This window comes from Halomonas sp. AOP43-D1-4 (genome assembly GCF_052446175.1).
GTDB lineage: Bacteria > Pseudomonadota > Gammaproteobacteria > Pseudomonadales > Halomonadaceae > Vreelandella > Vreelandella citrativorans.
In genome coordinates this window covers 62,592-75,081 of sequence record NZ_JBQSVY010000013.1, presented here as the reverse complement: position 1 = coordinate 75,081, position 12,490 = coordinate 62,592, and the positions used below count along the sequence as shown (strand labels likewise).

13 protein-coding genes are annotated in these 12,490 nt (G+C 56.9%); 5 read left to right on the top strand and 8 right to left on the bottom strand.

The annotated features are described in order from the left end of the window. Positions 1-123 precede the first annotated feature (123 nt). A complete protein-coding gene (tsaD, locus tag ACT3RQ_RS14480; RefSeq protein WP_444680739.1) occupies positions 124-1,173 on the top strand; it encodes a tRNA (adenosine(37)-N6)-threonylcarbamoyltransferase complex transferase subunit TsaD in 1,050 nt (349 codons plus the stop codon). Here tsaD and plsY read toward each other — a convergent pair whose 3' ends face one another. Beyond that, positions 1,174-1,746, bottom strand: coding sequence for a glycerol-3-phosphate 1-O-acyltransferase PlsY (gene plsY, locus ACT3RQ_RS14475; RefSeq protein WP_172117515.1), 573 nt, complete (start codon positions 1,744-1,746; stop codon positions 1,174-1,176). A 78-nt stretch (positions 1,747-1,824) separates the two neighbouring features. Here plsY and folB point away from each other — a divergent pair, with 78 nt between their 5' ends. Beyond that, positions 1,825-2,196, top strand: a complete 372-nt coding sequence (gene folB / locus ACT3RQ_RS14470; protein WP_444680738.1) for a dihydroneopterin aldolase — start codon at positions 1,825-1,827, stop codon at positions 2,194-2,196. A gap of 4 nt (positions 2,197-2,200) precedes the next feature. Continuing rightward, positions 2,201-2,746 carry a 2-amino-4-hydroxy-6-hydroxymethyldihydropteridine diphosphokinase gene (gene folK / locus ACT3RQ_RS14465; RefSeq protein ID WP_444680737.1) on the top strand — a complete coding sequence of 182 codons (546 nt, stop codon included), beginning with the start codon at positions 2,201-2,203 and terminating at the stop codon, positions 2,744-2,746. Positions 2,747-2,765: 19 nt separating this feature from the next. Here folK and ACT3RQ_RS14460 read toward each other — a convergent pair whose 3' ends face one another. From ACT3RQ_RS14460 to ACT3RQ_RS14430, 7 genes are all read right to left on the bottom strand, one after another. Beyond that, positions 2,766-3,887 (bottom strand): polynucleotide adenylyltransferase, encoded by a 1,122-nt coding sequence (locus ACT3RQ_RS14460; RefSeq protein WP_444680736.1) that lies wholly within the window; start codon positions 3,885-3,887, stop codon positions 2,766-2,768. A 2-nt stretch (positions 3,888-3,889) separates the two neighbouring features. After that, on the bottom strand, positions 3,890-4,708 hold the full coding sequence (locus tag ACT3RQ_RS14455; RefSeq protein WP_444680735.1) for a symmetrical bis(5'-nucleosyl)-tetraphosphatase: 819 nt from the start codon (positions 4,706-4,708) through the stop codon (positions 3,890-3,892). A 191-nt stretch (positions 4,709-4,899) separates the two neighbouring features. Further along, positions 4,900-5,277 carry a Co2+/Mg2+ efflux protein ApaG gene (gene apaG, locus ACT3RQ_RS14450; protein WP_193057005.1) on the bottom strand — a complete coding sequence of 126 codons (378 nt, stop codon included), beginning with the start codon at positions 5,275-5,277 and terminating at the stop codon, positions 4,900-4,902. Further along, positions 5,274-6,104, bottom strand: coding sequence for a 16S rRNA (adenine(1518)-N(6)/adenine(1519)-N(6))-dimethyltransferase RsmA (rsmA, locus tag ACT3RQ_RS14445; protein ID WP_193057004.1), 831 nt, complete (start codon positions 6,102-6,104; stop codon positions 5,274-5,276). The genes apaG and rsmA overlap by 4 nt, the downstream gene beginning before the upstream one ends. A gap of 41 nt (positions 6,105-6,145) precedes the next feature. Beyond that, the gene (pdxA, locus tag ACT3RQ_RS14440; protein WP_444638998.1) at positions 6,146-7,204 is read right to left on the bottom strand and encodes a 4-hydroxythreonine-4-phosphate dehydrogenase PdxA; all 1,059 of its coding nucleotides are present in this window, start codon (positions 7,202-7,204) and stop codon (positions 6,146-6,148) included. Then, positions 7,205-8,230, bottom strand: a complete 1,026-nt coding sequence (locus ACT3RQ_RS14435) for a peptidylprolyl isomerase (RefSeq protein WP_172117507.1) — start codon at positions 8,228-8,230, stop codon at positions 7,205-7,207. A gap of 35 nt (positions 8,231-8,265) precedes the next feature. Next, positions 8,266-10,713 (bottom strand): LPS-assembly protein LptD, encoded by a 2,448-nt coding sequence (locus ACT3RQ_RS14430; protein ID WP_444680734.1) that lies wholly within the window; start codon positions 10,711-10,713, stop codon positions 8,266-8,268. Between the two features lie 70 nt (positions 10,714-10,783). On the opposite strand from ACT3RQ_RS14430, the gene ACT3RQ_RS14425 reads away from it, so the two are divergent. Both ACT3RQ_RS14425 and murU read left to right on the top strand, forming a co-directional pair. Next, positions 10,784-11,794 (top strand): aminoglycoside phosphotransferase family protein, encoded by a 1,011-nt coding sequence (locus ACT3RQ_RS14425; RefSeq protein WP_444680733.1) that lies wholly within the window; start codon positions 10,784-10,786, stop codon positions 11,792-11,794. Then, positions 11,791-12,450, top strand: coding sequence for an N-acetylmuramate alpha-1-phosphate uridylyltransferase MurU (gene murU / locus ACT3RQ_RS14420; protein ID WP_444680732.1), 660 nt, complete (start codon positions 11,791-11,793; stop codon positions 12,448-12,450). The genes ACT3RQ_RS14425 and murU overlap by 4 nt, the downstream gene beginning before the upstream one ends. The last annotated feature ends 40 nt before the right edge of the window (positions 12,451-12,490 follow it).

Sequence of the window (12,490 nt, the reverse complement as noted above, 5' to 3'; positions counted from 1 at the left end):
TCGTGGTTGGCAATGATTGCAAACTGCACCCCTGACATTGTGTAATCAATGCCACCTTTATGGGCGTTAGACATGTTAAAATTTTGCCTTATGCAATCTGTTAGCCCTCTGTAGAGACTTCCTATGCGTGTGCTTGGCATCGAAACTTCCTGCGACGAAACCGGCGTTGCTCTTTATGACACCTCCCGCTCAGGGGGCGATGGCCTGCTGGCCGATGCGCTGTATAGCCAAATTGCCATGCACGCCGAGTATGGCGGCGTGGTACCCGAGCTTGCCTCACGGGACCACACGCGCAAGCTGCTCCCTTTGATTGAGCAAGTGTTAAGTGATGCCAAGCTGACAAGAGACGATTTAGAGGGTATTGCCTATACCGCAGGCCCGGGGTTGGTAGGCGCGCTCATGGTGGGTGCCAGTACGGCCCACGGTATGGCCCGTGCACTAGGCATTCCGGTATTGGGCGTGCACCACATGGAAGGTCATCTACTCGCTCCCATGCTGGAAGACGATGCGCCAGCGTTTCCTTTTGTGGCCCTACTGGTATCTGGTGGCCATACCCAGTTGGTGGAAGTCCAAGGACTTGGAAGCTATCAGCTATTGGGTGAATCCGTTGATGATGCGGCCGGTGAAGCGTTTGATAAAGCCGCTAAAATGCTCGGCCTTGCTTATCCCGGCGGCCCGTTGGTGGCCAAGCTTGCCGAACAGGGCGACCCCAAACGGTTTCGTTTTCCACGTCCGATGACTGACCGGCCGGGGCTTAATTTCAGTTTCTCAGGGTTAAAAACGCATACCTTAACGGCCATACGTCAGTTGGAAGCGGCTGACGAGCTTGACGAGCAGGCGCGCGCTGATGTGGCCCGCGCCTTTGAAGAAGCCGTGGTCGATACACTGGTCATCAAATGCCGCCGGGCGCTGGACCAAACGGGGTTAAAACGGCTGGTGGTGGCTGGCGGGGTGAGCGCCAATCACCGATTGCGTGAGCGTCTGGCCCTTGAGTGTCAAAAACGTCAGGCAAAGGCCTACTATCCTCGCGGCCGGTTCTGCACAGATAACGGCGCCATGATCGCGTACGTGGGCGCGCAGCGCCTGGCCGCTGGCGAACAGGACAAGGATGGCGTTATGCAGGCTACGCCGCGCTGGCCGCTTGATCAGTTGACGCCTCCCAACACCGAATAATTAGCGACGCCCCAGGCGCGGCTCATCGCCGCGTCTTAATCTGCGAATATTAAGCCCATGACGCAGCAGCACCAGTAGACTCAAACCGCCCACTACGCCCACATAAGCAGGCGCCAGCCAGATACAGGCAAGCGGCGCCACCAGCGCGCTTAACAAGGAAGCCATTGCCGCGGTTTTTAAGCGCCACGCCAGCAAGGTCCACACCCCCACGCTCACCAGTGCAACACCCGGGGTCAGCACCAGCAACACGCCCAGCGCGCTGGCGACGGCCTTTCCACCACGAAATCCATACCATACCGGGTAGCTATGCCCCAGTAATACCGCCAGCCCAATCAGCCCCTGCCAACTGACCGGTAACGCCATTAATTTACTGGCAAGCACTATGGGTACGCCTTTTAACGCATCCAGCAAAAGCGTGGCGCCCGCCAGGCGCGGCCCATAAAGGCGTAACACGTTAGAAAAACCGGGATTACCGGAGCCACAGCGACGAGGATCGCCCACTCCCGCTATCCGGCAAACACTAATCGCCGCCAGCCAACTGCCACTTAAATAGCCGAACACTAACCACGCCATGGCGCCTTTTCCGTCCTACTGTCGTTTCGTTTCATCCTAACGTACAATCGCCCGCTTGTTGTCGCCGAGGAAGAGCTTGTGGACCGCATTTTGATCGAAGCACTCAAGGTAGACACCGTGATTGGTGTTTACGATTGGGAGCGCACCATTCAACAGTCGCTTAGCCTGGACTTAACCCTGGCGACCGATATTCGCCCGGCTGCCGCTACTGACGATTTAAGCTTAACGCTAGACTATGCGGCTATCTGCCAGCGTATCCAACAATTCGCTGACACGCATCAATTCGCGCTGGTGGAGACCTTCGCGGAACGCCTGGCTGACTGCCTGCGCAGCGAGTTTTCCATTACCTGGTTACGCTTGCGGGTGCGTAAACCCAGCGCGGTGCCGCAAGCGGCGAGCGTAGGCCTTGAAATTACACGTGGCGAGCTACCGGAGGCCACAAGGACATAATCTCATGAGCCTGGTTACCGTCAGTTTAGGCAGCAATATTGATCCTGTGCGTCATATCCGCCTGTGCCTCGATGCACTTTTCGATACCTTCGGGCCTTTAAATGTCTCGCGCGTTTTTGAAAGCGAGCCGGTTGGTTTTAGCGATACCCGTAATTTTTATAACCTGGTAGTGGCCTTCGAAAGTAACTGGTCGCCGAGTGAATTACAGGCATGGGCCAAGGCTTTGGAAATTATTCATGGCCGTAAGCAGGGCTTGGACAAATACAACCCTAAAGCGCTGGATATCGACCTGCTAACGGTGGGCAACCTGCGGGGCGTCGTTGAAGGTGTTGCACTGCCCCGCGCCGAAATGACCGAAAGCGCATTCGTGTTACAGCCCTTGGCGGAGCTGCTACCTAACGAACGGCACCCGGCTTGCAACACGCCTTACGCCACACTTTGGAATAATTTTTCGCTGGGGAGTCAGCGGCTTTGGGCGGTAGATTTTACTTGGGGTAACGCCTGGATATCGCACGCGGAGCCTGCGCTCTGTACGTCCCAGGCTCGCTAAACCTCTTCTGCTTGGCTAATCATTCGCTTAACACATCACTGACCGCTTGCTGGCGCTGTTCACGTAGCGCCTGGCCTAATTCAGCCCCCTTGAATCCCTGGGCGATGAGCCCCTGCGGGCTAACGCTGCGAGCCGCTAGCCAAGCAGCCTGTAGCGGCTGGGCATAATCTTTTTCAATAACACCGACTAACGTGAGCTGTGTGGCGACCTGGTCAGGCTTACGAAAACCATCCAGGCGTTCCAGCCAATGCAGCACGGCTATCGCCTCTAGAGGCTCTTTTAGCAGCGAAAGAGTCAACGCGACATAGCGTGCCAACTGCGCTACAGCATTGGGTAAACGTAGCGCTGACGCCAATGCCTCGCGACCCGCGTCGTCCAGCACGCTCACCAGTAATGCATAGCGCCAATGCGCCAGCGGCGTTGGACTATCGTCAGGTACGTACTGCAGTGCGGCCAAGCCGCTCTGCAGTTTTTCTGCTGAGAACGGCCACCATATTGCCAGCGCTTCACACTGCGCCAACGTCGTGAAGTAAGCTTCGGGGCTGGGTTCACCCAAGGCTTTTTCGGTTTCGACCCATACCCGTTCAGCGGCTAAATGCTCAAGCTCACCACTGCGGCTAACCTCGGTCATCAGTGCCAGGGTTTCAGAGGCGATAGAGAACCCCAGCGACGCATAGCGGGCTAAAAAACGTGCCGTACGCAGCACCCGCAGCGGGTCTTCACCAAACGCAGAAGAAATATGCCGCAGCACGCGTTGTTCGATATCCTTCTGGCCATCAAAGGGGTCAATCAGCGGCCCATCGACCCGTTGTGCAATGGCATTCACGGTCAGGTCGCGACGCAGCAGGTCCTCTTCCAGCGTTACTTCGGGGCTGGCATGCACTTCAAACCCGGAATATCCGTGCCCGGCTTTTCGCTCCGTACGCGCCAGCGCATACTCCTCCGCTGTATCAGGGTGCAAAAACACCGGAAAATCTCGCCCCACGGGCTTAAAGCCGCGCTGGCGCATAGCCTCTGGGGTAGCGCCCACCACCACCCAGTCGTTGTCATACACTGGCCAGCCCAGCAGCGCATCGCGAACAGCGCCTCCCACGCGGTATACGTCCAGCCCGGCAATGCGCGGATCATTTGAGTGCGCCATTACTACCGCCCTCCTCGTTGCTGGCTGGGTACGCTCATTCGCTCACCGGTATCTATATTAAGCGCGGTTAACGTCCCCCCCCACACGCAGCCCGTATCCAACGCGTCTACCCGAACCCTGGCGCCCCGAGTCTTTCCTTCTAACGCGGCCCAGTGCCCAAACAGGAGATGTGGGTCGTCGTCACGGGCATACTGAAACCACGGCGCAAAGCCAGACGGGGTGCTAGCGAGTCCCTCTTTAGCAGCAAACTCCAGCCGCCCTTGGCTGTCAAGAAATCGCATACGTGCCATAGCGTTAACAATAAAGCGCAGCCGGTCCATTCCCTCCAGGTCCTCTCGCCAACAATCAGGCTGATTACCAAAAAGCTCGGTCAAGAAATGCCCTGACTGCTCGCTGGCAAGCGCTTGCTCGACCTCACGGCTATAAGCGACAGCCTGCTCTATGCGCCACTGAGGCAGCAAACCGGCATGCGTCATTAGAGTATTGCCTTGCTGCACTGCAAGCGGCTGGCACTGCAGCCAATCCAGCAGTTGCTCGCGATCTGGCGCATTAAGAATATCGTTGAGGGTGTCGTGCTTTTTTTGCCTGCCACCGCCACGCGCGACCACCAACAGATGAAAGTCGTGGTTGCCCAGCACACAGCGTACCGAGCCGCCCAGTGCGTGCGCTTCGCGTAAACACTCAAGGGAGCCTGGCCCACGGTTGATCACATCGCCCACCAGCCACAAAGTGTCGTGCGAGGGATTAAAGTTCAGGGCTTCAAGTAGCGTCATAAACTCGGCGTAGCAGCCATGCAAATCGCCAATCGCGTAGGTACTCATGCGCGGGCCTTATATAAACGAGGGCATTAAACATGCATATTAAAACGCGCACATTACACATGCTGCGCGGTGTACGATTGCGCTCTGAGCGCCTGTCCTGGCAAGAGCCCCATACTAAACCAGCACTGTCTGGCCGTCAGACTGAACTCAACAATGCTTTAATGCAGTATTCGCGATGGTGATCACTAACGTTAGTGCAACTGGCGCGGCACAGCCAAGCGAAAAGGCGCTACGGGCACTTCAAAGGCACGCTGGGTATAGGTGTTCAACAACGTATAGGCACCTTCCATCACGCCCACCGGTGTTTGCAAAATCGCCCGACTGGTATAGCGAAAGCGCTGACCGGGGCCGATCAATGGCTGCTGCCCGACCACGCCCTTGCCACGCACTTCCTGACTATCGCCGCTGCCCTGGGTGATTTTCCAGTAACGTGCCATCAGCTGTACGCTATGCGGGCTTTGATTATGTACCGTCACGGTATAGCTAAATACGTAGCGTGATTCCACGTCGCTGGATTCTTCGGCACAATATTCAGGCGTTACACTGACGTCGATGGCTAAACCACTCACCCGTTTTCACTCCCATCACTACCTGGCCTTTCATCAGCAGCCACACGGTTAGCAATGGTTACATACTCAGCAACCGTTAGCGTTTGCGGGCGGCGCGTGGGGTCAATACCCAGCGCTTCTAACGTTTCAGGGCTGACGCGTCCTTTAAAGTTATTACGTAAGGTTTTACGGCGTTGGCCAAAGGCTAGCTTTACCAGCTCAAACAGGAGTGCCGGGTCGTCGGCTACGTGCGGCAAACTTGCGTGCGGTGTGAGGCGCACAATGGCAGAGTCGACGTTAGGCCGGGGCACAAAGGCCTCGGGCGGTACGATAAACAGCTGGTCGACGTGGCAGTAGTACTGTGCCATTACAGAAAGCCGCCCCCAATCCGTACCGCCTGGCTGGGCAGCCAGCCGCTCAACGACCTCTTTTTGGAGCATGAAGTGCATGTCGGCAACCGCATTACCGGCCGTGAGCAGATGCACGATCAGAGGTGTTGAGATGTTATAGGGCAGATTGCCGACGACACGCAGGGCGGGGCCATCGCCTTTCAGCGCCGCGAAGTCAAACTTCAGCGCATCGCCTTCATGGATAATAAAGTCGGGGTAGTTGAAGAACTGCACGCGTAGGCCCGGAATCAAATCACGGTCCAGCTCAATCACCTCAAGCTTCCCTGCCGCCTCAAGCAGTGGCGCGGTCAGCGCGCCTTGGCCCGGCCCAATTTCAACAAGACGGTCGCCTTCCCGCGGCCCAATAGAGCGCACAATACGCGAGATGATACCCAGGTCACGTAGAAAGTTTTGACCGAAGCGTTTGCGAGCACGGTGCTGCTGGGGCACTTGAGACATCTAACAGAATTCCTTGGAGGTATTTTTCAATCGTGGAGGCGTTACGCCTGGCGGGCCGTTTGGGCGCGCTGTTCGGCAAGACGCCGCGCAAGCGATAGTGCAACGCGCAGGCTACCAGGGTCAGCCACGCCTTTACCCGCGAGGTCAAGCGCGGTGCCGTGGTCTACCGACGTACGCACTAGCGGCAAGCCCAGCGTGATATTAGCAGCTTGACCAAAGCCAGCATACTTAAGCACGGCCAAGCCCTGGTCATGGTACATCGCCAGCACGGTATCAACACCCGCCAAGTGGCGAGGCGTAAACAGCGTATCGGCAGGAAAAGGGCCTTGAATATCCAGCCCCTGCGCACGCAGGGATTCAAGTGCGGGGATAATCGTCTCTTGCTCTTCATGGCCCAAATGGCCATCTTCGCCCGCGTGAGGATTTAGCCCGCATACGGCAATACGCGGCGAGGCAATGCCAAACTGATGCACTAGATCATCGGCCAACAAGCGGCTAATCCGGGTTACCCGCGCGACGGTAATCGCATCGGCGACCTGGCGCAGCGGCAAGTGTGTGGTGACCAATGCAACGCGAAGATCACCACTGCCTTGCCAGTCCGCTGCGTTGGCGTGTAACGCGGCATCGGTTGCCAGCATCATCACGACCTCGTCAACACCGCAGGCATCACGCAACCACTCTGTATGCCCTGTGAATCCTGGGTAGCCACCTTCAATGATGACGCCTTTATGCAGCGGTGCGGTGACAATGGCGGCCGCCTGGCCTGCCTGACAGGCCGCCACGGCCAGCTCAAGCGTGGCAAGCACATACCCTGCATTGGCCGGGTTAAGCACGCCAGGCGTTGCGGGCTCATTCAACGCTACGGGCCAAACGGGTAACTGCCCCGCGCAGGCGGCCACTTCCTGGCCTGGGCTTGTTTCCACCAGCGCCACATCAAGCCCTAGCGCAGCGGCCCGCTGGCGCAACATATCAACATCACCAATGGCGACGGCCTGCGCCGGCAGATGGCCCTGCGCGGCCAGCATAAGCACTAGCTCAGGCCCAATACCCGCAGGCTCTCCCGTGGTGATCAGCAGCGGAAGGTCAGCGATTTGGCTCATTTAAAGGCGAACATCCACAAAGGCTTCCGCGCGAATTTCCTGCTGCCAGACTTGCAGCTCTTCATTGGCGCGGCGCTGGAAAATGGCCTGACGCACTTGCTCCTGGCGGCTCTCATTGGTCACGTTCTGACGACGACGCTCTTCAACTTCAATTACGTGGTAGCCGAACTGTGAGCGCACTGGCTCGGAGATTTGGTTAACGTTCAGCGTCTGCAATGCTTCCTCAAACGCCGGTACGGTTTGGCCAGGACGCACCCAACCCAGCTCGCCACCGTTAAGCGCACTGCCGCTGTCGTCACTAAACTCACGTGCTACGGAGGCAAAGTCAGCGCCTTGCTGTAAACGCTGACGCACCTCCTGGGCCCGGGCACGCGCCTGCTCTTCACTGCGCGTTGGCGTTAGCTCAACCAATACGTGACGTGCGCGGATCTCTTCGACAAACGCCTGATCGCTATTTTGATTGCCCTGTTGATCAAGCACGCGCTGAACATCACGGTCGCTGACCGATACGCGCTGACCAACCTGGCGCTGCTGCACTTGGCGCATCAACATTTCACGCCGAATGTCTTCACGCACCTCAGCAAGCGTCATGCCATCGGCTTCTACCGCGTTTGCGAACTGATCCAACGTCATGTTGTTGGATTCAGCAATCGTACGCAGCTGACGGTTCAGCTCGGTATCATCGATGCTTAGATTGCTGCGATTTGCCAGCTGTAACTGGATTTCATCCAGTATCATCCGTTCAAGCACTTGCGCCTGAAGCGCAGAGCCTGGCGGAAGCGAGCCTCCCTGAGCTTGCGCTTGCTGCTCTATCTGAGCAACACGATCGTCGAGTTCACTGCGCATAATAACGCCATCGTTAACCACGGCAACGATGCTATCGATCGGCTGGCGCTGGGTGGACTCAAAATTCTGCGCTTGCGTGACCAGTGGAGCGGCAAGCGTGCCTGCGCCCATGCACAGCGCGATAACGCTCGCGGCCGACATCGTTTTTGCATGAGCTAGCAGCATATTTCTGGTTTTCATAAAAAGTCTCTTTCAGTCGCCATTCAAGAACGTCGTTACAAGGGAGTAGGACGGTAACCAGGAATGGTCCGTTCAAAATAGCTGTCAGCCTCTTGGCCAACGCCGCCCAAGCCACGGAATACAAAGCGTAAAAATAGCCCGCGATCGTTGAAGTCATCTGCAACACGCGCAGTGTCGTTATCATCCACCCACTCGCGCCAAACAATCTGCACGCCGTAGCAGCAGTCGTTCCATTGTACCCCTGCCAGTTTTTCAAGCGCACGATCATTGGTTTGGTCGTGAAGATACCGGCCTATCAGATCCACCCTTGGGCTGGTTTTCCAGGCAAATGACACGTCCCACTCTTCGCGGTTGTAATCACGAAAGCCATCATCGCCTGGTAACGTATCAGGGTCGAAGCCTTCGATCTCCCAACGGTAACCCAGGTTCACTACATGGCCTTCAGGGTGCCGATAACGCAGGTCAAAGCGAGTGCGTTCCGTCTTTTCACGGTGATCATCGTAAAGCCATTCGTAGCCGGTACTCCAGCGATCATTGATCTGCCAGTCCAGCCGGGTTACCAGAGGCGAACGATCACGCGTGGCCTGATAGTAACGCTGCGGGTTAACGTAAGGGTCTTCTTCTGGCCGCGCTGGCAGGGTATCCGGGTCTCCGTCACTATCAATACGGCGGTCCGAAAAATAGAGACTTTGCCCGATACCGAATGTTAGCCGATCACGGCCACTGTCATCTTCGATAAAGCGCGTCTGCACACCCACTGACACACGGTTAAGATCGCCGACCCGATCCCCGCCGGAGAAGCGGTGGGGCGACCACAGTTGGTCCCACGAGAAAGCCCGCTCACGACTATCGAAATCGGGTAGCTGGGTCTGGTTCTTGCGGGGTACATAGGCATAGTTAAACCGCGGCTCCAGCGTTTGCCGGTAGCCGCGATTTCCAAGCTCCAGTTCACGCTCAAATACCAGGCCGCCATCCACCGACGTCACCGGCACAGTTCGACTTGGTGAGGTATTGCGCTCCGTTTCACGGTCACCGTAGTCCAACTCGTAGGCGGTATACCAAAGCTCAGCCCGTGGTTCGATATATCCCCAGGGCTTTTCTTCGCGCCAGCCGACGGCCGGCGTTAAGTGTAGACGCGTGCCGGTTGCCGCCTCGCGTTCCGGCACCAGCCGCTCATCCACGTCACGCCAAAAATAGGTCGCGTTGGAGCGCCATTCGCTGAAGAAGCCACTGCCTAGCTGCCAATTGGAATTCGCGGTCAGGCTGGGCAAGCGGTAGAACGGCTTATCGGAGTCGCTAAGCGGGTCTTCAAGGCGCTGAAAGCCTTGCGCCCTGGCATCGAGATACCACTGGTCACCCTGATAATCTATCTGGGCAAGCCGCTCAAGGCTTACGCGGTCGCTCCCTCCAAACTCATCACCGAAGTCGTCGAAATAGCGGCCGTCACTGGAAGCGCCATAGCGCAACCGATAATTGCTGCGGCTGTTGACTCGGCCCGCATGGCGCGCATCGACATACCAACGGGTTTCGCCAGCAAAGCGGTCACTACCACTGTTACCTCCGTCGTCCCTACTTAAGTAGCCCCCCTCAATGGTTCCCTCGCTTTCCGAAAACAGGTAGCGGTATTCGCCGTTGAGCAGCAACCCACGGTCACTCATCCAACGCGGCGTAATGGTGGCGTCGTGATTAGGGGCGATATTCCAGTAAAACGGCTGTGCGTAATTAAATCCATCTGACGAAAACCCGATAGCCGGGGACAACAGCCCCGTGTGACGCTTATCGTCGATAGGGAAGCGCAACCACGGCCAGTAAAAAACAGGCACGTCTTTTACTTTTAAGCGGGCATTCGTCGCGGTACCAAACCCCGATTCCTGATTTAGGCGTATATCACTGCTCACCAGCTCCCAGGTATTGGCGCCGGGCTCACAGGTCGTAAAGGTGGCATCTCGCAAGCGATACTGAGACTCGCCTGTTTGCTCAAGCTGACTTGCCTGGCCACGCAAGCGCTCTTCATACAGCACATAGTGGCTGTTACGCACACTCGCGCGGTCTTCATTGAGCATTAGGGTGGCGCTGTCGCCACGCACCAACGCTTGGCCATCACGCAAAGCGAGATTCCCCTCAGCATCCACCTGCTCACGGTTTGCGGGTAAATAAATGCGTTCGGCTTCTAATTCCGAATTACCACGTCGCAATACCACATCGCCTCGCAGCAATGCCTCGCCATCGGCGGCGTAATCTACGTCCTGGGTTTCAACTGACAGCGTTTCCGGGTTCTGCTCTACAGGCAACCGGTAGCTGGGCATCACGTATCGGCCACGGCACAACTGTTGTGACGCTTCATCTCCTTCCCAGGCCTGCCAGTCAAGCGCTTGTGCGGGCAGCGCTTGATTCTGAGCCACCACCGAGAACGAGGCGCTAGCGAGCAAACTGCCCATCAGCGTATGCGCAACCGGTATGATGCGCGAAAATCGCTTGCCCATGTTCGTTATCCTTGGCATCCAGAATAGGTATTATACAGCCCGCATGATGCCCGACCAGCAAGGAGCTTGCATGTCCTCTTTACGGATTGATGCCCTCACCCGATGGGCCGCAGAACAAAATAGCCTAAATCCGGCGTTGATTACCCTCTCACCAGCGGGCGGCGACGCCAGCTTTCGGGGCTATTTTCGTCTAACACTACCTAATGGCGACACCCAAATAGTCATGGATGCACCGCCTGCTCAAGAGGATTCAGCCCCTTTTGTTACCATTGGCCACCGCTGGTACGCGGCGGGCTTACCCGTTCCCAAAATTTATGCCGCGAATTTAGACGACGGTTTTTTACTGCTGGACGATTTAGGCAGTACCCCCATGCAGGACCGGTTTACCGATAGTGCTGCGGTGATTCAGTATCATGAAAAAGCACTGGGCTTGATTGCCGAGCTGCAAAACAGGGCCAGCCCAACCGCGCTTCCCGACTATGATGCTGCGCTATTGGCTCGTGAACTCGACCTGTTCCCTGAGTGGTGCATGGATAAGTGGCTGACGCTACCTTGCCCATCAAGCTGGGAGGCACTGCGCACAGACCTTATTCACCGGGCGCTTCAACAACCGACGGTTAGCGTTCACCGTGATTTTGATGCCATGAACATCATGATCAACCATGACCGCTTATATATGATCGACTTTCAGGACGCCGTGGCAGGGCCGATTAGCTACGACGTTATTTCCTTGCTGCGAGGCCGCTATTGGCGCTTGAGTGCGGCCCAATTCGCCGAGCTGGCCACCCTGTTCTATCGCCAGGCCCGCAGCGATGGGCGCCTGTCCAGTGTACTAACAGAGGCCGACTTTATTACCCAGTGCCACGCCATGGCCGCTCAGCGTTCGTTAAAAGTGTTGGGGATTTTTTGTCGGTTAACGCTACGTGACCACAAACAGGGCTACCTGGCACGCTTACCCCACTTCCTGGATCACCTTGAAGAAAGCCTGAATGGCCTGCCCGAACACGCCGCCTTTGCCAACTGGGTAAGGCTCACGCTGCGCCCAGCCATTCTGCAACGCCTGGCGGAAGAGCATCCATGAAAGCGATGATATTAGCGGCCGGTTTAGGCAAGCGGATGCGCCCGTTAACCGACCACTGCCCCAAGCCCCTGCTCCCGGTCGCAGGGAAGCCGCTGATCGTTCATCACCTGGAGCGGCTTCAGCGGGCAGGTATTGAAGACGCCATTATTAATGTCAGCTATCGCGCCGAGCAAATCATTCAAGCGATAGGCGATGGCCGGGCCTACGGTGTCAATATTCAGTGGAGCCATGAGGCCACGCCGCTTGAAACGGGCGGAGGCATTCAAAAGGCGCTACCGCTGCTGGGCGAGGAACCCTTTCTGCTGGTCAATGGTGATGTGTGGTGTGACTACCTGCCCGCCAACACTCAGCTAAAAAGGGGCGATCTGGCGCACCTGATACTGGTGAATAACCCTGACCATCATCCTGAAGGCGACTTTGCCCTGGATAAGGGGCGCGTTCTTAATCAAGGTGCACAGCGTTATACCTATGCCGGTGTCAGCATTATTCATCCCAGGCTGTTGGCTGGCCAGCCCACCGAGGCGTTTGCGCTCGCGCCACTATTAAAAAATGCGATGCATGAACAGCAGGTGTCAGGGGAACACTTCGCAGGACACTGGGTTGATGTAGGAACACCCGAACGCCTTGTCGCCCTGGAGCACTTTTTAAGCCAGTAAATCCCCTTGTTATAAGAAGGCCCAGAGTGGGGATTCAAAC